Below are 26,968 nucleotides of genomic sequence, written 5' to 3'. Positions count from 1 at the left end.
GCCAGGATGCAGCGGATCCAATGGGGGTCTCGCTCCATTGGAGCGACGCGATACGGCCAGCCATTTCGCCGGCACTGCGACACGCAGTCCCCGTTCTGACCTCATTGGATGCTGCCAAGATATCCCCCAAATATCGAACCGGACATAACGAGTGAACTCGATTTTGGTTGCATGGCGAAATGTCAGCGCGGTCGCTTCTGCTGACTGGATCAACCTTGCTGTCCCAACTCGGGGGCGATTTCAAAACCGCCGCGTTGTTGCTCAAGAGTTGGCAGCGCCAATCCGGGACGATCGTGTAGACCGTTCGCTGCCAGGCTGCATAAAGAAGGCGGCGTTCGCCCTGCTGTCCGCATGGGGGCGCAAATGCCATCGGCATTGGCGGCGAGATGATGCTACTGCTCGCTATTCCGGAAACCAGATCCACTTTACAAGATATCCACAAGAGGTCGAAACCTAACGAGGTTCGCTGTAGTGGAATTGCACACGGCCGTTCCAAACCCTGGTTTCATTTCACGAGATCGATGCAATGACGAGAAGCCCATTCCCCTCTAGTTCCGAAGGCACACTTGGGCTGGATCCAGCGGTGGCGATGGGCCTTGCCGTGGCGATTGTGTTCTTCCTGGCCAGCGGCATTCTTGCTTTTTTCAATCTTCAGGCGGTGCGGGACGGAAACCAGAAGATTGTCCAATCCTACGATGTCATCGTCGCTTTGGACGGCTTGCTTTCCAGCACCCAGGACGCGGAGACGGGTCAACGTGGCTTCCTTCTTAGCAACAACGACAGGTATCTAGGGCCCTACAATGCCGCGCTGACGGCGATTCCGGCCAAGCTCGACGAGATCTCCCGGCTGACCCAGGATAATCCCGCCCAGGAACGAGCCGTCGCGGCGCTCAAGGTGCATGTCGCGGCCAAACTGGCCGAACTCGCCCAGACAATCGATATTCGTCGGACGCAAGGTCTGGACGCCGCGCTTGCGGTCGTCAATTCGGATCGTGGCAAGATTGAAATGGACGCGATCCGCGCCCAACTGACGGCGATGGCCCAGGAAGAATCCTCGCTTCGCTCCCGGCGCCTGGTGGACATGAGTGCCGCTCAGCAAACCGCGCTCGTCACTGGCTTGCTTTCCGGTGTGCTTGGCATCTTGCTGACTATAGCGATCGGCTTGCTCATGCGTCGGGCAACAATGGCGGGTCGGCGCGAGGAATGGCTGCAGAAAGGACAGGTCGGCCTAGCGTCCACGATTGTCGGCGATCAATCCGTCGAGCAACTCGGAAACAGCATTCTCGAATTCTTGGCGCGCTATCTTGGCGCTGTCGCAGGCGCGCTTTTTGTGGGCAATGGCAACCTCTACCGTCGCGCAGCTACTTTTGGCGTTCCCGAGAGTGCCCCCATTCCAGAGCAGTTCAAAAACAGGGAAGGTCTTCTTGGGCAGGCCGCTGCAGAAAACCGTCCCATAAAGGTAGGGGACGTACCCGACGGATATCTGACATTTGGTTCGGCGTTAGGCCAGGACAAGCCGAGGCATTTGATCGTCGTGCCCGCAAGTGTCGATGGCCGGGTCAATGCCGTCCTTGAGTTCGGCTTCCTGCAAGCGATTGACGACAAGGCTGCGGATCTCCTGGACGAGGCGTCGGCAGCGATCGCCATCGCGGTGCGGTCAGCCAACTATCGCGGCGAACTCCAGGACCTGCTTGAGGAAACCCAGCGCCAATCGGAGGAGCTACAGACGCAGAGCGAGGAGTTGCGCGTTTCCAACGAGGAACTCGAGGAGCAAGGCCGAGCCCTAAAGGAGTCTCAGGCGCGGCTCGAGCAGCAACAGGTCGAGCTTGAGCAAACGAATTCCCAGCTTGAGGAGCAGGCGCAGCAGCTTGAAGTGCAGCGCGACGATCTTGAACGGGTCAATGCTTCCGTCAATCTCAAGGCGCGAGAACTGGAACAGGCAAGCCGATACAAATCGGATTTCCTCGCCAACATGTCCCACGAATTGCGCACGCCGTTGAATTCCTCGCTGATCCTGGCGAAGCTGCTGGCCGACAATCCGGATGACAATCTGAGCGAGGAGCAGGTCAAATACGCGCAAACCATTCAGTCTTCTGGCAACGACCTGCTCAACCTGATCAACGACATTCTCGATCTTTCCAAGATTGAAGCCGGGCACGTCGAAATCAGGGCTGAGTCGAGCCCGGTGCAGCGCCTGACCAACAATCTGCGCCATCTGTTTGAGCCGGTAGCACAGGAGAAGAAGCTAGGTTTTGCCGTCGATATCGCGCAGGACGTTCCCGAAACGATCGAGACCGATCCGCAACGGCTCGAACAGGTGCTCAAGAACCTCTTGTCCAATGCCTTCAAGTTTACTGAAACTGGCCAGGTCGCCTTTTCGATCCGGAGAACGAGTGACGGACGCATCGCCTTCTCGGTTTCGGACACCGGCATCGGCATTGCGAAAGAGCAGCAGCAAAGCGTCTTCGAAGCGTTCCATCAGGCCGACGGCACGATCAGCCGCAAATATGGTGGCACAGGTCTTGGCCTTTCCATCTCGCGACAGCTCGTACGGTTGCTCGGAGGCTCGATCGATTTGAAGAGCCAGCCGGGCGAAGGCAGCACCTTCACGATTACGCTTCCCGTTTCCTATGATCCCGCAAAGGTCGAGGCGCGCGACATCCAGGCTATGCCGTCCACCCCGCTTCGCGCGGCGGGTACCGATGCACCGCGTCCATCTGCAGTCATGCAACCCCGCAAGGTCGCGGACGACCGAGATGCGGTGCCTGACGCAAAACGCGTTCTGCTGGTCATCGAAGACGATGACACATTCGCCGCAATCCTGCGTGACCTGTCGCGCGAAATGGGCTTCCGGTCCCTGGTCGCCGGGACCGCCGAGGAGGCGTTGACGCTGGCCCGGCAATTCATGCCCAGCGCTATCGTTCTGGATGTCGGGCTGCCGGACCAGTCTGGACTGGCGGTGCTCGATCGGCTCAAGCACGACGTCGCGACGCGTCATATTCCAATCCACATCGTCTCGGCGGATGATCACGCGGAAACGGCGTTGATGCTGGGTGCCGTCGGGTTCGAGCTCAAGCCCGTGAAGCGGGAGCAACTGGTCGAAGTTCTGCAGAAGCTCGAAGCAAGGCTCTCGCAGCGCGTTCATCGAGTACTCATCGTCGAGGACGATCTTGTGCAGCGCCAGGCCGTGGCAAAGCTGCTGACCTCGCACGATGTCGAAACCGTGACCGCCGGCACCGCGGCTGAGTGTCTCAAATTGCTGAAGGAACAGACTTTCGATTGCATGGTGCTCGATCTGTCATTGCCGGACGCCTCGGGCTACTCGCTGCTGGAGACGATGAGCGACGAAACGGCCTATGCCTTTCCGCCCGTCATCGTCTACACCGGCCGGGAACTGTCCGCCGATGACGAACACCGACTGCGCCGCTACTCGAAATCGATCATCATCAAAGGCGCCAAATCGCCGGAGCGGCTGCTGGACGAGGTCAGCCTTTTCCTCCACCAGGTCGTGTCCGAACTGCCGGACGAACAGCAGAAAATGATCCGCAAGGCAAGGAACAGGGACGCCTTGCTCGAGGGCAGGCGCATTCTGGTCGTTGAGGACGATATCCGCAACGTCTATGCGCTCACCAACATCCTCGAGCCGCGCGGGGCCATCATCGAGATTGCTCGCAACGGCCGGGAAGCACTGGACGCGCTGCAGCGCTTCTCCAGCAAGGAAGGCGCGGCCGTCGACCTCGTCCTGATGGATGTGATGATGCCGATCATGGACGGTCTGGAAGCTACACGCGAAATCCGCAGAAACCCCATCTGGAAAAAACTTCCCATCATCACGCTCACGGCCAAGGCGATGCCCGACGATCAGCAAAGATGCATCGATGCCGGCGCCAACGACTATATGGCCAAGCCGCTGGACGTTGAGCGGCTGCTATCCCTCGTGCGTGTCTGGATGCCAAAGTGACGGAGAGCCTCGCTTCGGAAAAAATCGAAGACATCGAGATTCGCCTCCTGCTCGAGGCGCTTTACACGCGTTATCACTATGATTTTCGCAACTACGCGATGGCGTCGATCAAACGGCGCCTTAGACAGGCGCGCGAGCAACTGGGGTTTCCCAATTTCTCCGCCATGCAGGAGAGCCTCCTCCATGAGCCGTCGATGCTGCCGCGGCTTTTGCGGTATCTGACGGTGCAAGTCAGCGAGATGTTTCGGGATCCGCCGTATTTCCAGGCGATCCGGGACAAGGTCGTGCCTCATCTGCGAACTTATCCATCGCTCAAAGTGTGGATTGCTGGCTGCAGCGCCGGCGAGGAACTCTATTCCCTGGTGATCCTGTTTCGTGAGGAAGGGCTTGAGGACCGCACCATCTTCTACGCCACCGACATCAGCCAGGACGCGCTGCATGCCGCGGAGGCAGGCATATTTACGTTGGACCGCATTCCGCTCTTCACCGAGAACCATCGCAAATCTGGCGGCAAGTCCTCTTTGTCCGAATATTATCAGGCTGCCTATGGCAGGGCATCGTTCGACAAAAGCCTGCGTCGCAACGTGGTCTTCTCCGACCACAGCCTGGTCACCGATGCCGTGTTCGGCGAGATGCATCTGATCTCGTGTAGAAACGTCATGATCTATTTCGATCGCCTCTTGCAGGATCGGGCTCTTGGCCTGTTCGAGGAGTCGCTCGCGCGCAAAGGCTTCCTCGGTCTGGGGGCGAAGGAGAGTTTACGCTTCTCGCCTCATGCCGCTGCCTTCGCGGATTTCGTGCGCGAAGAAAAAATCTATCAGAAGCGGGCCGATTGATGGCGGTCCGGGCAGAAGCCATTGTCATGGGCGCCTCCGCCGGAGCGCTGGAGGCGCTGTCGACCATTCTGCCGGCGCTGCCGGAAGGGTTCCGGCTTCCGGTCATGGTGGTCGTGCACGTGCCGCCCGACAAGCGCAGTGTGCTGGCCGAATTGTTTCAGGCGAAATGCCGGATCCCGGTTCGGGAGGTTGAGGACAAGGAGCCGATCGCCGCTGGAACAATCTATTTTGCGCCGCCTGACTATCACCTCCTGGTCGAGACAGACAAAGGACTGTCGCTTTCCAGCGATGAGCCGGTTCTGTTTTCGCGTCCGTCGATCGATGTCCTGTTCGAAAGCGCTGCCGACGCTTATGGCGCTGCCTTGGTTGCTGTCATTCTCACCGGCGCCAACCAGGATGGTGCCAAGGGCATGCTGGCCGTTGTGGACGCCGGCGGCCGAGCAATCGTTCAAGATCCGGACGGTGCCTTCGCACCAGCGATGCCGCAAGCCGCCATTGAAATGTGTCCAGCCGCGAGACGTATGTCGCTCAGCGCAATCGCAGCCTATCTGCAAGAGGTTTGAGACCAACCATGTCCCCCTGCACCTGCCTTCTGGTTGACGACCTCGAGGAAAATCTCCTCTCTCTCGAAGCTTTGCTGCGCCGGGACAACCTCGTGGTGTTGAAAGCACGATCAGGTGATCAGGCGCTTGAGCTTCTGCTTAGGCACGATGTCGCTTTGGCGCTTGTCGATGTGCAAATGCCGGGCCTCAACGGCTTCGAATTGGCTGAACTGATGCGAGGCAACGAACGGACGCGACGCATTCCAATTATTTTCGTGACAGCCGGCAGCGCCGACGGTCAACGACGCTTTCGCGGATATGAGGCCGGGGCCGTCGACTTTATTCAAAAGCCGATCGAGCCCGATATTCTGCGCAGCAAGGCGGATGTGTTCTTCGAGCTTTATCGGCAGCGCCAGCAAATTGCGGCACAGCGCGATGAGTTGGCGGCACAGGCACAGGCCCTGGAAGAGGCTGGGCGTCGCAAGGACGAATTTCTGGTCACGCTGAGGCACGATATCACCCAGCACAAGGATGCGCGGGCACAGCAGGAGGTGCTTCTGCGCGAGATAAATCATCGCATCAAAAACCTGTTCAGCGTGACTTCCGGGATCATCTCGCTCAGTGCGCAAAGTGCCACGAGCGTTCAGCAGTTCTCGGTGGATTTGAAATCCCGCCTCCATGCGCTTGCCCGCGCCCATGACCTGACGCTGCCCGATCTAGGCACTGAGAATGCCATGGGCGCCGCGACGACGGTCGTAGCCTTGATCAAGGCGATCCTGGCTCCGCATGAACACGCGCAGGGTTCGCGGATCATGGTCAGTGGTTTTGATTTGCCACTCGCTGGCAAAGCCCTGACATCGTTGGCTCTTTTGCTTCATGAACTGGCCACCAACGCTGCAAAATACGGGGCGTTGTCGTCGCCCGATGGTCGATTGACGATCGACTTGGCACTTGTGAATGATAGCCTTCATGTCAACTGGGACGAGCGCGTCGCCTCGCCTTTGCCGCAGGCGTCAGGGCGTGAAGGTTTCGGAACCACTCTTGAAAGGGTCGCGCTGCGTGGCCTTGACGGAACCATCGACCGAGAATGGAGAAACGATGGGCTCTCTTTGCGGCTCAAGGTGCCACTGGCAAGTCTGCAGGAGCAAGGCGTCTAACCGTCACCATAGCTGGTTAACCACAAGCTGAAGCCACGGGGTTGGCGCATGACGACCTGACCTCGACCTATGGGATCTCAACGTCGACAAGATTCTACGGATTGCTATCCGGCACGATGGGAGGCTGCTGATTGAGCAGCGTCGCGACAGCGGTGACGATCTGAGCCAGCACGAATGGCTTCTGGATCATGACGCTTCCCGGGACTCCTTCAGAGTGCCAATTGCTAGCGCTATCGCCGCTCATATACACGACCGGCATCGTGGGCACGGTCTGCCGCAGATGGCGAGCCACTTCCCACCCCAGTGCCCCGTCACCGAGGCGAATGTCGGTCACCAAGGCCGAGATCGCTGAGGGGTCTTCATCAAAAAGCGCGATCGCTTCCTTGGCGTTCTTGGCGCACGCAACCTTGAACCCTTGTTCCTCCAGCCCTGCTTGAACGTCGAGCAAGATAAACGCCTCGTCCTCGACCAGCAGCACTGCGTTCTGGTTCATTGAAAATTCTCGCTCGTCGGTTGGCCTCTCACGAGCGCTAAGCCAATGCTCGCCGGACTGCGGGCAGCATGCCGTGAACATCTTTTGTTGCAAGCCCCGATTTCAGTTTCGGGAACAATTTTTGGGGGTGAATTTTGCTGACCCTGATGTGGCATCAGCACCGAGCCACGCTCATGTGCTGTACGGCCAAAGATCGATCCAGGGGAGAGGGCGCCCATCAGGCGCCCTCAGGGTCGACTAGAGATCGCGTCGCGCTCTCAAGCGCTGCTGTTCGTCCGCGGTATAGACGTCGGCATTCGGGTCGAAACCGCTCCATCCGCCGGCCTCGTATTCAGTACGTCTGCCGCCGACATCGACCGAATTGTATTGCTTGAGTATCCTGTCGGCATCCGGAACGAGATCGTCCTCGATCTTTGCGGTGACCATTGTGCCACCACGCCGCACACCCTCCGCATAGACATGGGCATCGTCCTCGGGGACGCCCGCCTTTGTCATGGCGCCAACTATCCCGCCAGCGGCACCGCCTACCACCGCGCCTCCGACTGCGCCGACAGCGGTGGCAGCAAGCCAGCCAGCTGCAACGACCGGACCGACGCCGGGGATCGCCATCAGGCCCAGTCCGGTGAGCAGACCGCCTGCACCCCCGACGACGGCGCCCACGCCAACCCCGGTGGCTGCATCCTCGCCCGCCTCGGTCTCGTCGCCCTTGTGCCAACCGGTCGCGTTGTTGGCGACGATGCTGATATCATTGCGCGGCACCCCGGTGGATACGAGTTCACCTACGGCGTCGTTGGCATCGTCGTAATTATCGAACAATCCAGTTACGGTTTTCATCTGATTTCTCCTCGGTTTCGGATCACTTTGCGCCGGCAACGACGTTGCCCTGATAATCGAGCGCGATCGGCGTGGACTTGCCATCCTTGCTGGCTGTTCCGCGCCAGATGCCCTTGTCGTCCTTGGTGAGGGCAGAGACGTCGGCATACCCTGCCTTTTCGATGGCACTCTTCGCCTGAGCCTCGGTGAAACTGTTGGCGCCGGGGACGGGGGCCGCCGGGTTACTGGTGTCGCTGGAGGTGACGGCGGGCGTGGCGGATCCGGTTGCCGGCGCGGTGGTTGCAACTTTCTGGATCATCTCCTGATGCATCTTGAGTGTCGGCAGCGTCTGGGCTGCGAAGGACTTGAGTGCGGGGTTGTCTCCGTCCTTGGCGTACGCCTCGAACAGGGTCACCGCTTCATCATGGGCTGCCTTCTGCATGTCGGTATAAGGTGCGTCGACCGGGCCTGAAGCCGACTTCAGCTTGTCGAGATCGCTTTTGTGTGGGCCATCAAGATCGGCAGGCACCTGCAGCTTTTGTTCGCCCGCGATGCTTTCAAGCTTTGCATTGGCGGCCCCATGATCCGAGATCATCTTCTGGGCAAAATTCCTGAGATCTGCGGCTTGCAGTTTGTCCTGAGCAGCCTTGCTCGCCTGGACTTCGAACAGTCCGCCGATCGCGGCCTTCGTAACAAAATCCTGCGCGGTCTCCGCGGCCAGAGCCGGCAGGGCAAAGGTCATTGCTGTGGCGAGCGAAAGCGCCGCCAAACGGATGGGTGTTGTCATGTACAGATTTCCTTTTCTGGAGGAGCTATAAAGCCCAACCTCCCGAGGCCAGCTTTGTTCCGCAACCCGATGTCGAACTGATGAGGCAAGAAGCCTGATGTTGCGCCAGCACGTTCCGAGCGACCTTGGCCATGCAAAACCGACCACTTACTGCCGAGGATGGCGACCGCATGCGACACGACAAAGCCCGGCGATCACCGTCAGCACTCTCTCAAATTCTTGATGTTGCTGCGCCGCATCAACCTCGACTGGCGTGGTCTCGGAGGAATCCAGTCACGCCAGTTGGCGGACTGCGTTCTGGACGATGATCACCCAGGTCTCGCGCGCCTTGGAACTCAATCCACTTGCGGAGATTGAGCAACCAGTAATGCCCGCCCACTGACCTCAGGAGTTTTTCATCATGGCCAAAAAGGCGTCGAACCAGGCTGGAGCGGCCGCGACGATCCACGATCAGAAATTGCAGCGCGGCGAAGGCGGCGAACTGCACCAGGCCTCATCCGGTACGAGGCCGGTGCTCACAACCGCGCAGGGCGGTCTTGTGGCGGATGACCAGAATTCGCTCAAGGTCGGTGCGCGTGGACCGACTGTGCTCGAAGATTTCCATTTTCGCGAAAAGATCTTCCATTTCGATCATGAGCGCATTCCCGAACGCGTCGTGCATGCGCGCGGCTATGGCGCCCACGGCTATTTCGAAACCTATGAATCGCTGGCCAAGTACACCCGTGCCGATATCTTCCAGCGCGCCGGCGAAAAGACCCCGGCTTTCGTGCGCTTCTCGACCGTTGCCGGAAACAAGGGCTCGGCCGACCTCGCTCGAGACGTGCGCGGCTTCGCCGTCAAACTTTATACAAAGGAAGGCAACTGGGACATCGTCGGCAACAACATGCCGGTGTTCTTCATTCAGGACGCGATCAAGTTCCCCGATCTGATCCACGCCGCGAAGGCCGAGCCGAATAGCGACTTCCCGCAGGCGCAGACCGCACATGACAATTTCTGGGACTTCATTTCGCTGACGCCTGAAAGCATGCATATGATCATGTGGGCGATGTCCGACAGGGCGATCCCGCGTTCCCTGCGCTTCATGGAAGGGTTCGGCGTCCACACGTTCCGGCTGCTCAACGCCAATGATGAATCGACATTCGTAAAATTCCTCTGGAAGCCGAAGCTCGGCCTCCAGTCTGTAGCCTGGAACGAGGCGGTCAAGATCAACGGCGCGGACCCGGACTTTCACCGTCGCGACCTCTGGGACGCGATTCATGCCGGCAATTTCCCGGAATGGGAACTGCAGTTGCAGCTGTTCGACCAGGACTTCGCAGACAGTTTTGACTTCGACATTCTCGATCCGACAAAGCTCATCCCCGAGGAGGTGTTGCGGCCAATCGCAGTCGGTCGCCTCGTGCTCGATCGCATGCCCGACAATTTCTTCGCCGAGACCGAGCAGGTCGCGTTCATGACGCAGAACGTCCCACCCGGCATCGATTTCTCCAATGACCCGCTGTTGCAAGGGCGCAATTTCTCCTATCTCGACACACAGATCAAAAGGCTGGGCAGCACCAATTTTACCCACATTCCGATCAACGCGCCCAAATGCCCGGTCCACAATTTCCAGCAGGATGGGCACATGGCCATGCGCAACCCGATCGGGCGCGCTAATTACCAGCCCAACTCATGGGATGAAGGCCCGCGTGAATCCCCAGCCAAGGGCTTCCGGTCGTTTGCCGAGGTCGAATCCGGACCAAAGGCCCGGCTACGGGCGGAAACGTTCGCCGACCATTACAGCCAGGCGCGGCAGTTCTATATCAGCCAGGACCCCGTGGAGCAGGGCCATATCGCGGCGGCCCTCACCTTCGAACTGAGCAAGGTGCAGACATCGGTCATCCGCGAGCGCATCGTGTCCCATCTTCTCAACATCGATGACGAGCTGGCCCGCAAGGTGGCCGATGCACTTGGCTTGAAAGCCATGCCGAAGCCGGCCAATGCCGCCGTGCCGACCCGCCGGGATCTCGCGGTGTCGGATGCGCTGAGCATCCTGAAGAACGGCCCGGGCCGTTTCGAAGGCCGTAAGCTGGGTATCCTGGTGACGGACGGAACCGACGCTGAGTTGCTGAATGCCTTGAAGCAAGCGCTGACAAAGGCCGGCGCCAAGTCCGAAATCATCGCGCCCAAGGTCGGCGGCGCCAAGGCCAGCGACGGCAGCTGGATTGAGGCTCAGCAGATGATCGCAGGTGCGCCGTCGGTCCTTTACGACGCGGTCGCGCTGTTGCCGGCAAAGCCTGCCATGGTCGACCTGCTAAAGGAATCCACAGCCCGCGACTTCGTCGCCGACGCGTTCGCGCACTGCAAGTTCATCGGCTTCGTCGAGGCGGCAACCCCGTTGTTGGACAAAGCAGGGATTACAAGGGATGAAGCAGTGCTTGCGCTGGCCTTGCCGAAAGACGCCGCAGGCTTCGTCGCCAGTCTCGGCGATCTGCGCTTCTGGACACGTGAGCCGAGCGTGAAACTGGAGTAGCAGAAGCATGCCTATGTTCTAGAGCTGAACCGGAAGGACATGCTCCTTGCCGTAGGCTTTGGGAACGAGCAGTTTCCATCGTGCTCGTCGGCGCCATAAGTCTGGTGCGGCTCAATTGGCTATGTCGGGACCTTCGATCGAAACGGCCGTTACAGGAGTGCGATCGTACTGGAATTGCTGCGCCCACTGCAAATCCATCAGCCAGGGCTCGCGCCGACAAATCCAGAGCTCATAGGCTGGAATGATGTCGGTTGGGGCGAAATCCAGGGAACCCAACATGATCTCCACCTCATCATCCTGCAAGGAGGCGATGCGTGAGCCGCAGTCGGGGCAAAAGCTTCGACCACGGAACTCCCGAAGATTCCCCGCGGCCTTGAAATCAGCTCGCTCCCAGATACCAAAAAAGTTGAACGCGCTTCCGCTGGCGCGGCGACAATCCTGACAATGGCAGATGCCAGCGCGGAGCGGAACGCCCTTGACCGAGAAGCGAACGGCGCCGCAGAGGCACCCGCCATGGCGGATATTGTCGTCGCTCATGTCAGGGCTCGCTTTGGCGGACTACGGTTTTCGTCGGGATTGGGAACTGGCATTTCGTCCGGCAGTAGGTCGGGATCAGGCTCTCTTACGTCTGGTGTCCAGGTTGGTGCATCTGCTGGCGGTTCTTCGTTTGGCTCAGGTTTGGGCGGCATCGCTATTCTCCGGGCTACGTTTGAAAGGCGCGTTTTCGGCGGCAGGGCGGGTATGTGCCTGTTTGACCGGCACCGACAGGGAACTCCCTCCTGATCTGGTCAAGCCACCATCATATTGCTCGCCAACGAGCGGTCCTGAGGATGGTTCCATGAAACTGAAACTGGCAGCAGCTGGCCTGCCAAGCGTAGGATGCGGGAGCAGCGGCGAGAACCGAGGTGGGTTGTATCTCGTCGGCCGGAGTAGGCCTCCACCCGGCCGAACGGTTGTGACTGTGATACAACCCAACGGGTTTCCGGTGCTTCACATCCCGCTTCTTCTCGAGGCGAAGCTCTGCAAGACCACCGGCGCCTGGAAACACACCCATCGCGTCGCGCGGTTGGGGCGGCAGCCCGACTGCCGCCGCCCTTCGGATCCCGGCACTAACCTAAAGATGCGACGGTCGGCCGGCAATCGTCACCGAAGGCATCATTCCGTCTTCGACCAGAATGTCCTTCCTCTTGGCGAACTGAACGAAAATGCCTCGCGCAGTCTCGGCGTCTATCTCGCCAGCCAATGCAGCTTTACAGGCGCGGATTGCCGCCTTCTGCTCCGGGCTGTTTCCGCACCATTCCGTGACGAACTGGTAGGCATCGACGACCGAGTTCAATTGGCGAGGGAAGCCAAGTCCAACCCACACGCGGATAGGTTTTTCGAAAGGTTGAGAAAGCATCGGGTTCCTCCTCCTTTAGCGGTCAGGCCGCCACTCCACCGGTCTGGTCTGACTTGACGCCGACCATCCAGGGCAGGGTCGTGGAGACTTCCTCGAGGATTTTTGCGGAACGGGCAAACCCGGCGAATGCATCGCGCGCAACCGTCAAGGGAAGCTGGCGGTCAAAAGCCCGCCGGCATGCGCGCTTAGCAGTCTCATAAATCACACCGCGCCTGTGCCGAGGCCATTTGTCGAGAAAGTCGAAGGCGTCCTCAAGACATGCAATTTCTTCAACGAGGCCCTCTTCGGCTCTTACGAATACAGGGTTGTCGAATTTCCGATCGTTCATCTAAACCTCCATTCTTTGAACGATTCCAGGTGGTTGTGAGATGGCCGCTCCAAAGGGAGCGACCTGCGCAAATATATGTGAACACCAATTTTCGGCGTCAAGACTTCCGGAAAGTGGTGCCTATCGCCAATCGCGATGTTTAGAGTCAACCGGCTCTGGAATTTTCGGCTGATGTCGAGACATGCTGCGCGGCGAGGAACATCAACGTCGAGGCGACGGTCCGCCGGTTCCATCCGGCGGCTTCGGCGGCGTCTATTAAGCCTGTCAGCAGCGGTTTCAAAGCGTTGCGACAGTCGGTCTCGTAAGCGAGGAACTCGCTTGCCGTATGCGTCGGTGCCGGAACTGATCCGCTCATCGTGTCCATAGACTTCTGCTACCTTTCGTAGGTCGTAAAGCGCCCGCCCCCCGGGCCGGGGAGCGGGCAGTCCGTCGACGTCCTAGAAGTCCATGCCGGCGCCGGCGGGCATGGCTGGGGCGGCTTCCTTCCTCGGCTTTTCAGCCACCATCGCCTCGGTGGTGACGAGCAGACCGGCGACTGATGCGGCATCCTGCAGTGCTGTGCGCACGACCTTGGCGGGGTCGATCACACCCTGTTTGTAAAGGTCGCCATATTCGCCGGTTTGGGCGTTCCAGCCATAAGCGAAGTCGCTCTTTTCGCGCAGCTTGCCGACGATGATCGAGCCTTCCGATCCGGCGTTTTCGGCGATCTGGCGGACAGGGGCCTCGATCGCGCGCCGGACGATGTCAACGCCGTATCTCTGGTCGGCGTTGTCGCCGGCAACAGCGTCAAGAGCCTTGGCCGCCCTGAGCAGGGCAACGCCGCCGCCGGGTAGAATGCCTTCCTCAACAGCCGCGCGCGTAGCATGCAGCGCGTCGTCGACGCGGTCCTTCTTTTCCTTGACCTCGACCTCGGTCGCTCCACCGACGCGGATCACGGCGACGCCGCCAGCGAGCTTGGCCAGCCGCTCTTGCAGCTTCTCGCGATCGTAGTCGGAGGTCGTTTCCTCGATCTGCGCCTTGATCTGCGCCACGCGGCCCTGGATCTCCTGCTTCTTACCGGCGCCGTCGACGATGGTGGTGTTCTCCTTCTCGATCGCGACCTTCTTGGCACGACCGAGCATCTGCAGGGTGACATTCTCCAGCTTGATGCCGAGATCCTCGCTAATGGCAGTGCCGCCGGTCAGCATGGCGATGTCTTCCAGCATGGCCTTGCGGCGGTCGCCGAAGCCCGGCGCCTTGACAGCGGCGACCTTCAAGCCGCCGCGCAGCTTGTTGACCACCAGCGTGGCCAGAGCCTCGCCTTCGACGTCCTCGGCGATGATCAGCAGCGGCTTGCCGGACTGGACCACGGCCTCGAGCACGGGAAGCAGCGCCTGCAGATTGCCGAGCTTTTTCTCGTGGATGAGCACATAGGGCTCGTCGAGCTCAACGCGCATCTTGTCCTGGTTGGTGATGAAGTAGGGTGAGAGATAGCCGCGATCGAACTGCATGCCTTCGACGACCTCCAGCTCGGTCTCTGCGGTCTTGGCTTCCTCGACGGTGATGACGCCTTCGTTGCCGACCTTTGCCATGGCCTCGGCCAGGAAACGGCCGATCTCGGCATCGCCGTTGGCCGAGATGGTTCCGACCTGCGCGATCTCGTCGTTTCTTGTGATCTTGCGGGCACTCGTCTTGAGTTCCGCGACGATTGCATCCACCGCCTTGTCGATGCCGCGCTTCAAGTCCATAGGGTTCATGCCGGAGGCGACGGCCTTGGCTCCTTCGCGAACGATCGCCTGGGCCAGAACCGTCGCGGTCGTGGTGCCGTCGCCGGCGAGGTCATTGGTCTTCGAAGCAACTTCGCGGACCATCTGGGCGCCCATGTTCTCGAACTTGTCTTCAAGCTCGATTTCCTTGGCGACGGTGACGCCGTCCTTGGTGATGCGCGGCGCGCCGAACGACTTGTCGATGACGACGTTGCGGCCCTTGGGGCCAAGCGTGACCTTCACCGCGTCGGCGAGGATGTTGACACCGCGCAGCATGCGCTCGCGGGCATCGGAATGGAACTTGACTTCTTTTGCAGCCATTGGATCACTCCTTTTAGGCAGTTTTTCGTTGACTGGTTTGCGGTTCTAAGCCCCGGTCAGGCGGCTTTCTTCAGTGCCGCGGCATTCTCGATCACACCCATCACGTCGCTTTCCTTCATGATGAGCAGGTCCTCGCCGTTGAGCTTGATCTCGGTGCCGGACCACTTGCCGAACAGGATGCGGTCGCCGACCTTCACGTCGAGCGGCACGAGCTTGCCGCTCTCATCGCGGGCGCCGGTGCCTATGGCGATGACTTCGCCTTCCTGCGGCTTTTCCTTGGCGGTGTCGGGAATGATGATGCCGCCGGCGGTCTTCTCCTCGGCTTCGATGCGGCGGACCAGGATACGGTCATGCAATGGACGGAACGTCATATCGTTCTCCTTCAGGACAAACAGATTTTTGAGGTTCCTCCGCTCCGGACCGGATGGACCGGGGCGGGGCTCGCGCGACCCTTTCGGCGCCGCGCACATGTCGAGCTAATTTCGCGAATTTCAACTTTCAAGAGATTGCCGAAAAATTTTTAGCACTCGCCCATGGCAACTGCTAGCAACATGAAAACATACGATTAATCGGGGCGGGGAGGCGATTTCGTGACTTGATTTCGAAGCCGATAGGAACAAAATTATGCGCGCCGGCGCGCCGCCGGCGCGGACCAAACCGGATCCCGACAAACGAGCTTATGGGACCGAGGACAACCATGGACAGACAGACAGACGCTCTCGCCGATCATCCCTTTCCTCGCTCCCCATATATCCGACCCGGCACCGGATCGGCTGCTTACGCCAGGCCATTTCTTAAAACGTCCCGAGGACGTGATTGCGGATGACGCGCTCGACCTTCAGGAAAAGTGTTCAATCTTGTCGTCTTGGACTTCTGAGACCCTTACTCTCGAATCCATGCCTCCCTTGAGCCATCCGCCACGCGCTAAGACGGTATGCTTCGACCAGTTCATGGACGCTTTGTGTGAGCTTGATACCGCAGCCACGCCAAGGTCGGCTGACGGCGGCCGGTACCTGATTGACCAGCTGGACACATGATCACGCCAAGAGGAGAAAGGCATATGGTAAGCAGGGAATTTCGCCTGCAGATGGTTGGCTACGGCCTGACGACCGCTGAAATCCACTATCATCTCCCCGACCACCCGAGCCTACTGCAACTCTATGTCTGGCAGGATTACGACCTCGCGCCGGACTTTCCCGAACTGAAGGGGTTCCTGGGCTATTGGCAGCGGGAGTTGGAGGGCGCCTTGCATTCTGTCCGCGTCGCTCACCATCGGCTCATCAGGCCGTCGGAATGGCGGGCCGTCGAGGGCATTATTGCGATTCATTGAAGCTGGTGACGGGCCGGGCCTTGACGTTCTGGTCCCGAATTCCCGGACCGATTTCGCTGTGCCGGGGAGACTGGCAAAGCCAAGGAGCGCCGATGCCTTGGCCCTCTTCGTATCTACGTTGCTCAATGGAGGACGCAAGAATAAGCCGGTGCTAATCGCAGATGCCGGGACGACGTGGCGGTTTCCAAGATGTCTCGGTTTGGCTCAGAAAACAAAGGCTCGTTTGCTCCGCAATTATGCGTTTAGAGAGCAGGAACGCTAGGCGATATAGCTGCTGATTTCGACGCTTGAATGATACACGTCATCTAACGTCATTCGGGAAAGCTCTCTCGAAGTTTGATCAGGCTGCGCCGAAGCCAGGTTCGCATTGTGTTGAGCGGCACGTTGTGACGCTTTGCAAGCTCAGCGTATGACATACCCTGCTGATATGCGCCCCTTATGGCTGCGGCCTTTTCTTCGCTCAGATTGTCGATGCATCGCTCGAGAAGGGCGGTCTGGTCGCGTTCAATCAGCAATTCCTCGGCCCATGGCGTCGTGTCGGCAATATCACCCGCTGCCGAAAGGTCGAAAGCAGCAGGGCGGCGCGCTCTTATAATGTCGATCGAATGATTGCGAGCAACCGCCACAAGCCAGGAGATCGGGCTGAGTCCTGAGACCGCATATCGATCAGCCTTGGTCCATATCTTTGCGTAAACTTCCTGTAAGGCCTCCTCGGCTTCCCCTCTGTCACCTAAGATTCGCAGGCATACACCGAAGAGTTTCGCGCATGTATGCTTGTAGAGAAGGTCGAATGCGGCTCGATCGCGCACGCCTGTTTGCAATATGAGATTTGTTATGTCGTTTCGAGTCAGCATCACGTACCCCTGTTCCAGAGCGGACCCTGTCCTTCAACCAATTGGATCTATGCGCCTTCGGCGGGATGGCATGGGGCATGGCGATCAGCCAAACGCTTCGGTTGAACAATATCTCCCTTGCGCGCCCGGCTGCGCCCCCAGCAACCATCGCTCGGAGCAACCGATGCTGGGAGCTGTTTCACGGAGGAGCGCCAGCGCTGATCAATCTTCTCCAGCGCGCGCTCGTCGAAGTCCGACAGCTGTTCCCAGTACCTGCCATGGTCGACAAAATAGCCGAGCTCATCTTCGAGTGTCGCGGCCTTCTCGATCGAAATCGGATCGATTGCGCATTCAAGCATCGCCCTAAGCGCTTTGATCCGAACCGAAGTAAGACGCTCGATAAACCCCAGGGTGACCCGTGGTATGGCCAGACGACTTTCAGGAAGATTTGAAAGATTGAGGCAGACTGTTCCGCAACGCAACGCTTTGGAGAACAGCCTTCCAGACTTCGCCTCCAAGTCCCTCAATGTCACATCGTCGCGCAGCGGGTCGGCTGTTCCAACGCCATAGAAATGGGTCGGCGCGTTCTTGGGATAGACCATATCGCAACCCAGGAACGCTATCAGATCGGGCTTGAGCGCCTTTAGAGCCCAGTAGGCAGCGGCGAAGGCCATTGTGCCACCCGCATAGACGAACCCACCGAACGCGTTCTGGGCAGGGACGAAGGCATTCGACTTGATGATCGACGCTATTCGCGGACGCTGGTCGCTCGGTAGGCGGTCGTCAGGAAAATCGTCGGGGTGGATCAGATAGTCCCAGTCGGGCCGCACGCGCCAGGCGTTGTTTATGACGACAATCGACGAAAACGCCGTTCGAGACCAATCCCTGCATCTAACCGCGTCCGGGGCGCTGCCGACGATCAACACGATATTTGGCATGTACAGGTCCCTGTCCTGTTTGCGTTCCCGGATCAGCGCGCACCAGCTGGTGTCGAACTACATCTCTTGCGCATCAGATATGCCCGCCTCACGATGAACTATCGTCGGAGCACAGGATTCTGACCATTTCTGTTGCGTTACGGCTGGCGGGTCGAAATGGATCACAGCTCATCGAAAAACGGATACGCTGAATAAAGAGCGATCGGAAAGTCAGAAGCGGATGAGACCAGTGATCCAAAAGACGGCCTGGTGCGTAACGGAATCGACAAACTCAAAACGCTGCCTTTGCCAGCCTGGAGCAGGATAGAGCGTATAGCAGAACGATGGTGGAATTCGATCCAGCCCGGCTAATCAGCCTTGTCGCGGCAAGCCAGGATCGCGAGGCGTTTGCGGAACTGTTTGATCATTATGCGCCACGCATCAAGACGATGATGATGCGGCGTGGTGCAACTCGTGATCGTGCTGAAGATCTGGCGCAGGAAACATTGATCAGACTCTGGCGCAAGGCCGCACAATATGATCCCGAGCGAGCGACTGTTTCGGCTTGGGTTTATGCGATCGCCCGTAACATCAGCGTCGATGAGATTCGCCGCGAAGGTCGCGCCACTGCATGGGCCGAGATAGATGGCATGCTGGACGAGCAAGACGATTGTGAGCCTGAGAGGCAGCTGCTCGTTGCCGAGCGTGAGGCCTATGCCAGATCGTCGATAATAGCGTTGCCGGATGAGCAGTTGCGCGTCATTCGCCTCTCATTCTTCGATGGCCTTGCACACGCCGAAATCGCAAATCTCCTCGGCATCCCGCTGGGCACGGTCAAGTCGCGGATCAGGCTTGCCCTGCAAAGATTGAGAGACAGAGTTGGTGAGCTGAAATGACTGAGGCCATTGTCCATCATCCGACCGACGAGACCCTCGCGGCCTTTGCTTCTGGCACGCTTGACCAAGCGCGCGGACTTGTCGTTTTGATGCATCTGTCTTTGTGCGCTGCCTGCAGTCGGAAGGTCGGTCGGTTCGAGGCGATAGGTGGCGAGCTTCTTGAGCAGGCAGCATCGGTATCAATGGAGCCAGGCGCGCTGCGAAATGTTTTGCGGTTGATTGAAGACAACCCCTCGGCCCCCGAGACGCGACTAAATGAACCGCTCGACCACTATCAGCTCGGGCCATGGCGTTGGGTCGGGCCGGGTGTGCGCCAACGTTCGGTGTCGGTGCCTGAAGTCTCAAACATCAAGGTGTTTATGCTGAAGGCGGCGCCAGGAACCAGGCTGCCGCATCATCGGCATGACGGCTATGAATGGACATGCGTGCTCGAAGGGGCGTTCGAGCACCAGTTCGGCCGCTACGGCCCTGGCGACTTCGACGAGGCCGACGAGACTATGGAACACAAGCCGACCGTATGTGCTGGCGACCCCTGCGTCTGCATTGTGGCTCTTGAGGGCAATATCGTGCTTCAAAGCCGGCTTGGCCGCATCCTACAGCCGCTGTTCAGGCTTTAGGCGGCGCTCTTGGAACGCCGCTCAAACTCGAAATCCCCGCGAAAACGACCTTGAGGGTCGCCGGCATAGTTTAAGAAGCAGTGTCGCTGCAGTGCGTCTTTGCAGTTGCGCGGAAAAGCCTTGGATGCATTTTGTGCGCAACGGCGCCTTTGCGCCTCATATCGACTTGAGCCTGGCTTCAAACCAGTCATGGCTGCTCAAGACATGCTATACAATAAAACGCTGGTCCGACCAGTGGATTGACGCCTGCCCGAAGCTCTGCCATCAAAGTGCAGCTGTCGGCAGAAGGCCCAAGCGAACCGTTTTCGAGGGCCTTGTCTCGACTTACTCCTCTGGCGGAGAGGGTGCGGTTATGATGGTGAGCTTCGGCCGGACATATCAAGGGCTGGCGCATGGTCTGGATTGCCCGTGCCACAGTCCACTTGCACTCAACCTTTTCGATTCCGTCAACAAAGGCTTGTCTCGCCGTTCTGTACTGCGAGGAGTAGCAGCCGCGCTCGCGGCCCCGGCACTGGGGCTGGTGACACCTTCCTTCGCGCAGACGGCATTCAGGCCGATGCTTTTCAAAAATGTCCGTGTCTTCGACGGCAATGCCAGCCAGCTCATAGAAGGGAAGTCGGTGCTCGTTGAGGGCACTTCGATCAAGGCATTGCCCGGCGCCAATGAGACGGTCACCGACGCCGACGTCATCGACTGCGCGGGCCGGACGCTGATGCCTGGGCTGATCGACGCCCACTGGCATATGCTGCTTGCCAGTATTTCGCAGTTGGTAGCGTTCACCGCTGACGTGCCCTACGTGCACCTTCTTGCCGCGCAGGAGGCCGAGCGTACGATCCTGCGCGGCTTCACGACAATCCGCGATGTCGGCGGGCCGGCATTCGCGGTGAAACGGGCCATCGATGAAGGCCGTATACCGGGGCCTCGAATCTACCCCTCAGGCGCGATGATCTCCCAGACGTCCGGCCATGGCGATTTCCGCCAGCGTTCGGATATCCCGCGCACTTCGCAAAACGACCTCGGGGCCGCCGAGGCGGCGGGCATATCGGCGATTGCCGATGGCGAACCCGAAGTGTTGCGGCGCGTTCGAGAGCAACTTCTCCTTGGCGCCAGTCAGATCAAGATAATGGCGGGAGGCGGCCTCTCTTCGGAATTCGATCCGCTCGACAGCGTCCAGTATTCGGAAGGCGAGATCAAGGCAGCGGTGGGAGCGGCAGCGGATTGGGGTACCTATGTGGCCGCCCACGTCTACGTTCCGAAAGGCATTCAGCGCGCGCTTTCCTGCGGCGTACAGTCCATCGAACACGGCCAACTTGCCGACGAGGATACCGTCAAGCAGATGGCCGACCATGACGCATGGTGGAGCATACAGCCGTTCCTGGCCGATGAGGATTCCAACACGCATGGCTCCGCGCAGGTCCAGGCGCAGCGCCAGTTGATTGCCGAGGGCACCATTCGATCGTTCGAACTCGGCCCGAAACACAAGGTCAAGATGGTGTGGGGGACCGATATCTTGTTCTCGCCGAGAGGAACGGCGTCACAGGGGCGGCAACTTGCAAAGATCGTACGGTGGTTCGATGCGGCAGAGGTGTTGCGAATGGCCACCAGCCGCAGCGGCGAACTGATGGCGCTGTCCGGCCCGCGAAATCCCTATCCGGGTAAGCTCGGCGTCATAGAAGCCGGCGCGCTCGCGGACATTCTGGTGGTCGACGGCAATCCCCTGACCAACATCGATCTCCTGGCCGATCCCGACAAGAACATGAAGCTGATCATGAAAGACGGACGCATTTACAAGAACACGGTGGCAAGCTGAGGGAACGATCATGAGGGCAATCCTGGCGGCATGTGTGGCTTCGGCGTGCGTTCTTCTTGCTCCGCAAGCTATGGCAGCCGACGCACTGAACGCACAGGCGGACACGGCCGGGAATGACAAAAACTGGGCGTTCCAGGTCACGCCTTATCTCTGGGCGGCCGGTATTAATGGCGACATATCACCTTTCAGGCGCGGCCCCACCATCGGCATCGACAAGTCGTTCTCGGACGTCATGGATGATCTGAATTTCGGCACTTTCGTCAACGTATGGGGCAGATATGATCGCTTCGTCTTCTCAGGCGATCTGATGTACGTCGATACAACCGACGAAAAGACGTCTGGTCCGCTTCCGCCGTTGCCGCCGCCGCTACCACCAATTGCCAGCGTCAATGCCAGCGTCGACACCAAGGAATTCATGTCGACGCTGCAGGCGGGCTATCGCATCTATGACAGCCCGTCGTTCACGCTGGATGCCTTGGGCGGTGTGCGACTCTGGCATATTTCAAACCGGGTTACGGTTGAGGCCGCGGGTCTGACCGGCAGTTATAAGGAAAGCTTCGGATGGGCTGATCCGGTTATTGGCGCCCGGGCTTTCCTTCGGCTAACCGACGAGTTTTCAGTTCAGGCCCAAGCCGACGTCGGCGGATTCGGTGCAGGCTCAAAAAGCACGTGGCAGGTGCTGGCGACGGTCAACTATATTGTCACCGACAAAATTTCCATTTCAGCCGGCTATAAAGTGCTCAATGTGGACTACGAGTCCGGCGGCCACGTCTTCGATTCTCGTCTGTCCGGGCCGGTGCTCGGCATGACGTGGCGGTTCTGAGCGCGTGCCGAACTACCCCACGAGCCGCGCGATGGTAACCGAACTGCCCCACCAACTCATCGCAGCGGCTGACGAAGACGTCTCCAACATGAGTGTGCATCATGAGTTCACCCACGGGCGAGATTCCTAAATGGTCCCTTGCCGTGCCGATAGGGTCCGCAGTGCTGACGGGACTCATTTTCGCGCATGTCATTCCTGAAACGCCAGCGGTTCTGATCATCGCGGTGCTGGCGCTTGGCGCTTGCGTATTCTCGGCCGTTCATCACGCGGAAATGCTGGCGTTGAAGGTCGGCGAACCTCTTGGCTCGATCATCCTGGCCGCGGCAGTGACTGTCATCGAGGTGGGATTGATTGTTTCGATAATGCTGTCCGGGGCGGCGGGCAGCGAGATGGTCGCGCGTGACACGGTGTTCTCAGCCATTATGATCGTGCTCAACGGGGTGATCGGTCTTTCCCTCGTGCTGGGAGCCCGCAGGCATCGGGAGCAGGCGTTCCAGGTGAATGCGACATCGGCAGCACTTGGCGTGCTCGGCACCTTGGCGACAATCGTCTTTGTCTTGCCGGTGTTCGTCCAGGCAGGCGGCAGCATGCAGTTCTCGACCTTGCAGATCACGGTCGTCGGCATCGTCTGCCTTGTGCTCTATGGATATTTCGTCTTCGTCCAGACGATCAAACATCGCGACTACTTCATGGAGGTAAGTGCCGCCGGATCCGAAGTGGATGAAGCGCCGCACCATATTCCCTCCTCGAAGGAAACGCTGGGGGCGGCAGTGCTGCTGCCGTTTTCGCTGCTGCTGGTGATTTTGCTGTCAAAGGTCCTGTCGCACCCGCTGGATGACGCGATCTCCGCGGCCGGTTTGCCGCAGGCGGTCGTCGGCGTCGTAATCGCGACCATCGTGCTCCTTCCAGAGGGCATCGCCTCTATCCGTGCCGCACGCCTCAACCGCCTGCAGAACAGCGTCAACCTGGTCATCGGGTCGGCGCTGGCGAGCATCGGCATGACGATCCCGGTGGTCGCCGCCTTGGCGGTGGCGACAGCGCGACCCTTGACGTTGGGGCTGCCGGCAACCTCAATGGTCCTCTTGCTACTCACCTTGTTTGTCAGCACGCTTACGCTCGGCACGGGCCGCACGACAAGCCTTCAGGGTGTGGTCCATCTCGGCATCTTCGCTATGTTCCTGCTGATCTCTGCAATTCCCTGAGCCCTTGATCTAACCGCCCCTGCCGGCCTCTTCAGAGACCTTGACAGCGAGATGTGCGTCGAGCGCAGTGAGGCCCGTTGCGACCAGTCCTTCAGGCCCAGCACTGCGCTCCAGGTCTCAACCTAGTCCAGCGGTGGGTAGACATGGCTATGACCGACCGGTGTGGTTGTCGCCGGCCATGTCAAGACCGAACACCAACCCGGTCACGACGGGGCGACTATGGGCTCGAGTAAAGGCAGCAATCCTGTCGACACCGCTCGAAAGCCGCCGGTCCGCTATCGGCCCCAACACTGCCAGTCAGCTCTGCGCCTCGATGCTGACATTCAGGCGCAGATGAACTTTGCCCGACAGCGGACGTTTATTCGGCGCTGTGCTGGTGGGCTCACATCAGCCTTTCGCCATCGGCAAAGATGGAAGCTCAAGCTCCCGCAAGAACGGGTTGTGCTTCGCAGTAGCACTGCGCACCTCTTTCTCGATGTCGACCAAGTCTTGATTTGCAGCCATCAGATCAATCTAGTCGTCACCCGCATCCGAACGGGCGGCTCTGCCGCTAGCTTCGTGAAACGCCGCTCCCGAAAGGTCGAGCGGCGTTTCTGCTTTGCGTCTCGTCTACTTGTGCCTAAAACTGTGGCGGGGGACGAACAATGGCCGATATTCCTTATCGCTTCATACTAGCTGTCGCGGCGATTATCGTTGTCGGAGCGGCAAGGATCGATGGAAGATGGTGGCTTCGCGGCCTGTTCTACCGAATGGTAGATCCCGAAGCCAAGGATATGCGGGCGGCTCCGTTCGGACTGCTGGTGCTCGCCATTCTTCTAACGATTGCGATGTCAGTACTGGCCTTTTCGGCGTGGTTTTTTAACGGCGCCGAGATTCAGGATGTCGGCGCGTTCCTCGACGGCACACTGACACCGATCTTCACCTTCATCACGGTGATCGGCCTGCTCCTGACAATCGTGATCCAGCAGTTTGAGCTGCGCCTTACACGCGACGAATTCGCGAGGTCGGCGAACGCGCTCGAAACGCAAATCCAGTCGACCGATCGACAGAATTTCGAATCGACGTTTTTCCAGATGCTGAATCTCCACAACTCGATCGTGAACGCGATGGATTTGCGGAACAAAGAAGGTGGCCAAACAAGCACTGGGAGAGACTGCTTCAAGACCTTCTTTGTCTATTTCGAACGCATGTATCACAACAACATGGAGCCAAACGACGGCGATAAAATCTCCTCAGCCTACAAGGAGTTCATGGACAGCTACAAGCAGGATATCGGCCACTACTTCCGCTATCTCTACAACGTCGTGCGGTTCGTCGACGAAAGCCCCGTTGTCGACAAGCAGCGGTACATGCGGCTGCTGCGCGCTCAGCTCTCCGACTACGAGCTACTTTTAATGTTCTACAGTTGCCAGACGCCGATAGGAAAAAGGTTCGGCCAGTATGTCGTCCGGTACGCGTTGCTCGACAACGTTCCGCGCGACAAGCTGCTGGTCATCTTCCATGAAAACCTGCTTCCTGCAGCGGCGGCACTCGATAAGGACGACTTCACCTCGGAAGGGACCTAGGAGCTTGAATTCCGTGCCGGATTGTGCTGTAGGTGCCGTGCTTGCGGATAGATTCTGCTGTTGTTGTTTCGGCGATAGTTGATATCAATGCGCGGGGTTCTGCCCGCACATTCCTTACGGACTGTATACCCATGTCCGATGCTCTGGCATACGAGTATCCGCAAGCCATTCCATGTCAGAACTCAGCGAACTAAAGAGCGCCACGACCCTTCCTCAGCTTGCCCGCCTTCTTAAACTCAAGGGCGAAACGGTATCATATGCCCTTTATTGGTACCGGCGTGCCAATCCCTATGATTACTTCGAAATTCCAAAGAAGAATGGTGGTCGCCGTCTCATTGCAGCACCAAACTCGCGGCTGAAGCTCGTCCAAACGAGATTGGCCGGTCTCCTTGGGCGGATTGAAGCGGAGCTCGAAGGCAAGCGCACTACAAAGGCCAGGGTGGTATCCCATGGCTTCAAGACCGGCTTCTCGATCGTGACCAACGCCGCGCACCATCGCAACCGGCGCTGGGTCTTCAACGCCGACCTGCAGGACTTTTTCCCAAGAATCAATTTCGGGCGGGTCTACGGGTTCTTCATCAAGGACCGGAACTTCCAGCTCGATCCGAAGATCGCGACCATCATCGCGCAAATCGCCTGCCACAATAACATGCTGCCGCAGGGCAGCCCGTGCTCGCCGGTCATATCCAATCTGATCACCCACATCCTCGACATTCAGCTGAATAAGATGGCCAGCAAGCATCACTGCACCTACACGCGGTATGCAGATGACCTGACGTTCTCAACCAACGAGAAGGAGTTTCCGGAAGCGGTGGCGCGCCTTGTCAGAGGCAGCCGTGACAAATGGACTGCCGGTGATGGAATCCTGCGGCTCGTCTACCGCGCCGGATTCACGGTCAATCACGAGAAATCCCGCATGCAAAAGCGGGATTCGCGGCAGGACACGACAGGTCTGATCGTCAATCAAAAACTCAACGTCAGGCACGAGTACTACAAGCAGTCGCGCGCTATGTGCAGGCATCTGTTTCAGCATGGCTGGGCACACACCGGCACAAAGAGGGGCGAGCGCCCCATCAGCAACGACAGCCTCGATGGTATGCTGAGCTTCATCTACCAAATACGGCGCATCAAGAACGATGCCTTCTTCACTGATGACCAGCCCGGATTCTCAAAGCTGTTCGGATACTTCCTGGACTACCAATCGTTTTATGGGATCGTCCGGCCGCGCATCATCTGCGAGGGAAAGACCGACAACATTTATCTGCGCGCGGCGATGAAGAGCCTTCATCTGAAGTTCCCGCGGCTTGTGGACGCCACGCCGAAGTTCTCCCTTTTGGTGGACTTCTTCCACTACAACTCTCGCACGGCCCGCTTCCAAGACCTATCGGGCGGCGGCGACGAAATGAACAAGCTGCTCAGTTCCTACCGCCAGCGGATGAAGCCTTTCAAACATGGGGCGTCACAGCCGGTCATTATGGTGGTGGACAACGACAGCGGCTCGACGAAAATCTTCAACCACCTGACTAACATTCTCGGGAAACCAATCGACGGGTCGGACCCATTCTATTACGTCTACGAGAACCTTTACGTAGTGCCCGTTCCCAAGGTGGCGGGTGCCTCAACGGCTATCGAAGACCTGTTTGATAGCTCCGTGCTGGCTGAAAAGATCGGGGTTCGGGAATTTAACCGCAGCAACAAGAAGTTCGACCAGACCAAATTTTACGGGAAAAACGAATTCGCTACGGAAATTATCGCACCTAAGCGCGCTTCAATCGACTTTTCGCGATTTGAGCCACTTCTAAAGGCTTGCTGCGATGTGATCGATCACTATCAAGTGCTGTTAAAGGCGGCGCCTATACCAACGCCTGTGCAGCTAGCGGCATTGCCCTGATCCAACGGCTAGACTGGCTATGACCGATCGCGTCCCAGCGATATTGATTGGCGAGGCACCCTTTATGCTTTAGGGTATAAGGGTGAATAACCCCGTTGAACGCTCTAGACTAGGGCAAAAAGCGGAAAGGCATAGACGTAAGCGCCACGCCGCTCCCCTCGTGCGGCGCATGAGGTTAATGTGGCAAGAGTCC

The 26,968-nt window shown here is 58.8% G+C and carries 24 protein-coding genes; 13 read left to right on the top strand and 11 right to left on the bottom strand.

Annotation, left to right across the window (positions count from 1 at the left end; translation table 11 throughout):
• Positions 1-589 precede the first annotated feature (589 nt).
• The 4 genes from J0I79_RS15375 to J0I79_RS15360 are packed head-to-tail and all read left to right on the top strand — an operon-like array spanning position 590 to position 6,496.
• Positions 590-3,961, top strand: coding sequence for a response regulator (locus J0I79_RS15375; protein ID WP_292860119.1), 3,372 nt, complete (start codon positions 590-592; stop codon positions 3,959-3,961).
• Positions 3,958-4,797, top strand: a complete 840-nt coding sequence (locus J0I79_RS15370; RefSeq protein ID WP_292860082.1) for a CheR family methyltransferase — start codon at positions 3,958-3,960, stop codon at positions 4,795-4,797. The genes J0I79_RS15375 and J0I79_RS15370 overlap by 4 nt, the downstream gene beginning before the upstream one ends.
• A gap of 26 nt (positions 4,798-4,823) precedes the next feature.
• Complete coding sequence (locus J0I79_RS15365; protein ID WP_292860079.1) at positions 4,824-5,360, top strand: chemotaxis protein CheB; 537 nt, start codon at positions 4,824-4,826, stop codon at positions 5,358-5,360.
• Between the two features lie 8 nt (positions 5,361-5,368).
• A complete protein-coding gene (locus tag J0I79_RS15360) occupies positions 5,369-6,496 on the top strand; it encodes a response regulator (protein WP_292860076.1) in 1,128 nt (375 codons plus the stop codon).
• 94 nt (positions 6,497-6,590) lie between these two features.
• Here J0I79_RS15360 and J0I79_RS15355 read toward each other — a convergent pair whose 3' ends face one another.
• The 3 genes from J0I79_RS15355 to J0I79_RS15345 all read right to left on the bottom strand — a co-directional run bounded on the left by J0I79_RS15355 (position 6,591) and on the right by J0I79_RS15345 (position 8,589).
• The gene (locus tag J0I79_RS15355) at positions 6,591-6,989 is read right to left on the bottom strand and encodes a response regulator (protein WP_292860074.1); all 399 of its coding nucleotides are present in this window, start codon (positions 6,987-6,989) and stop codon (positions 6,591-6,593) included.
• Positions 6,990-7,226: 237 nt separating this feature from the next.
• Positions 7,227-7,823 (bottom strand): hypothetical protein, encoded by a 597-nt coding sequence (locus tag J0I79_RS15350; RefSeq protein WP_292860071.1) that lies wholly within the window; start codon positions 7,821-7,823, stop codon positions 7,227-7,229.
• Positions 7,824-7,845: 22 nt separating this feature from the next.
• The gene (locus tag J0I79_RS15345; protein WP_292860068.1) at positions 7,846-8,589 is read right to left on the bottom strand and encodes a DUF4142 domain-containing protein; all 744 of its coding nucleotides are present in this window, start codon (positions 8,587-8,589) and stop codon (positions 7,846-7,848) included.
• 400 nt (positions 8,590-8,989) lie between these two features.
• Here J0I79_RS15345 and J0I79_RS15340 point away from each other — a divergent pair, with 400 nt between their 5' ends.
• The gene (locus J0I79_RS15340) at positions 8,990-11,098 is read left to right on the top strand and encodes a catalase (protein WP_292860065.1); all 2,109 of its coding nucleotides are present in this window, start codon (positions 8,990-8,992) and stop codon (positions 11,096-11,098) included.
• Positions 11,099-11,209: 111 nt separating this feature from the next.
• Here J0I79_RS15340 and J0I79_RS15335 read toward each other — a convergent pair whose 3' ends face one another.
• The 6 genes from J0I79_RS15335 to groES all read right to left on the bottom strand — a co-directional run bounded on the left by J0I79_RS15335 (position 11,210) and on the right by groES (position 15,262).
• Entirely contained in the window at positions 11,210-11,635 is a 426-nt protein-coding gene (locus tag J0I79_RS15335) for a GFA family protein (protein WP_292860062.1), read from the bottom strand.
• A 577-nt stretch (positions 11,636-12,212) separates the two neighbouring features.
• Positions 12,213-12,497 (bottom strand): DUF982 domain-containing protein, encoded by a 285-nt coding sequence (locus tag J0I79_RS15330; RefSeq protein WP_292860059.1) that lies wholly within the window; start codon positions 12,495-12,497, stop codon positions 12,213-12,215.
• A 22-nt stretch (positions 12,498-12,519) separates the two neighbouring features.
• A complete protein-coding gene (locus tag J0I79_RS15325) occupies positions 12,520-12,825 on the bottom strand; it encodes a DUF982 domain-containing protein (RefSeq protein ID WP_292860056.1) in 306 nt (101 codons plus the stop codon).
• A 145-nt stretch (positions 12,826-12,970) separates the two neighbouring features.
• A complete protein-coding gene (locus J0I79_RS15320) occupies positions 12,971-13,189 on the bottom strand; it encodes a hypothetical protein (protein ID WP_292860053.1) in 219 nt (72 codons plus the stop codon).
• 73 nt (positions 13,190-13,262) lie between these two features.
• Positions 13,263-14,891 (bottom strand): chaperonin GroEL, encoded by a 1,629-nt coding sequence (gene groL, locus J0I79_RS15315; protein WP_292860050.1) that lies wholly within the window; start codon positions 14,889-14,891, stop codon positions 13,263-13,265.
• 56 nt (positions 14,892-14,947) lie between these two features.
• Positions 14,948-15,262, bottom strand: coding sequence for a co-chaperone GroES (gene groES / locus J0I79_RS15310; RefSeq protein WP_292860047.1), 315 nt, complete (start codon positions 15,260-15,262; stop codon positions 14,948-14,950).
• A gap of 689 nt (positions 15,263-15,951) precedes the next feature.
• On the opposite strand from groES, the gene J0I79_RS15305 reads away from it, so the two are divergent.
• Positions 15,952-16,221: a protein usg gene (locus tag J0I79_RS15305; RefSeq protein WP_292860044.1), complete on the top strand. Its 270-nt coding sequence runs from the start codon at positions 15,952-15,954 to the stop codon at positions 16,219-16,221.
• Between the two features lie 311 nt (positions 16,222-16,532).
• Here the strand turns inward: J0I79_RS15305 and J0I79_RS15300 are convergent, their stop codons facing one another.
• Positions 16,533-17,072 carry a sigma-70 family RNA polymerase sigma factor gene (locus J0I79_RS15300; RefSeq protein ID WP_292860117.1) on the bottom strand — a complete coding sequence of 180 codons (540 nt, stop codon included), beginning with the start codon at positions 17,070-17,072 and terminating at the stop codon, positions 16,533-16,535.
• A gap of 50 nt (positions 17,073-17,122) precedes the next feature.
• On the bottom strand, positions 17,123-17,992 hold the full coding sequence (locus tag J0I79_RS15295; RefSeq protein ID WP_292860041.1) for a hypothetical protein: 870 nt from the start codon (positions 17,990-17,992) through the stop codon (positions 17,123-17,125).
• Between the two features lie 323 nt (positions 17,993-18,315).
• Between J0I79_RS15295 and J0I79_RS15290 the strand changes: the two genes are divergently transcribed.
• The 7 genes from J0I79_RS15290 (at position 18,316) to J0I79_RS15260 (ending at position 26,775) form a co-directional block, all read left to right on the top strand.
• Positions 18,316-18,867 (top strand): sigma-70 family RNA polymerase sigma factor, encoded by a 552-nt coding sequence (locus J0I79_RS15290; protein WP_292860038.1) that lies wholly within the window; start codon positions 18,316-18,318, stop codon positions 18,865-18,867.
• Positions 18,864-19,484, top strand: coding sequence for a ChrR family anti-sigma-E factor (locus J0I79_RS15285; protein ID WP_292860035.1), 621 nt, complete (start codon positions 18,864-18,866; stop codon positions 19,482-19,484). The genes J0I79_RS15290 and J0I79_RS15285 overlap by 4 nt, the downstream gene beginning before the upstream one ends.
• 124 nt (positions 19,485-19,608) lie before the next feature.
• Positions 19,609-21,294 carry an amidohydrolase family protein gene (locus J0I79_RS15280; RefSeq protein ID WP_292860033.1) on the top strand — a complete coding sequence of 562 codons (1,686 nt, stop codon included), beginning with the start codon at positions 19,609-19,611 and terminating at the stop codon, positions 21,292-21,294.
• A 70-nt stretch (positions 21,295-21,364) separates the two neighbouring features.
• Complete coding sequence (locus J0I79_RS15275; RefSeq protein ID WP_292860115.1) at positions 21,365-22,117, top strand: hypothetical protein; 753 nt, start codon at positions 21,365-21,367, stop codon at positions 22,115-22,117.
• Positions 22,118-22,218: 101 nt separating this feature from the next.
• Positions 22,219-23,319 carry an ionic transporter y4hA gene (locus tag J0I79_RS15270; protein ID WP_292860113.1) on the top strand — a complete coding sequence of 367 codons (1,101 nt, stop codon included), beginning with the start codon at positions 22,219-22,221 and terminating at the stop codon, positions 23,317-23,319.
• A gap of 644 nt (positions 23,320-23,963) precedes the next feature.
• Positions 23,964-24,884, top strand: coding sequence for a putative phage abortive infection protein (locus tag J0I79_RS15265; RefSeq protein ID WP_292860030.1), 921 nt, complete (start codon positions 23,964-23,966; stop codon positions 24,882-24,884).
• 172 nt (positions 24,885-25,056) lie between these two features.
• On the top strand, positions 25,057-26,775 hold the full coding sequence (locus tag J0I79_RS15260) for a retron Ec67 family RNA-directed DNA polymerase/endonuclease (protein ID WP_292860027.1): 1,719 nt from the start codon (positions 25,057-25,059) through the stop codon (positions 26,773-26,775).
• Positions 26,776-26,968: the final 193 nt, after the last annotated feature.

The sequence above is a fragment of the Mesorhizobium sp. genome, from assembly GCF_017306585.1.
Lineage (GTDB): Bacteria > Pseudomonadota > Alphaproteobacteria > Rhizobiales > Rhizobiaceae > Mesorhizobium.
This window is presented reverse-complemented; position numbering and strand designations above follow the sequence as displayed.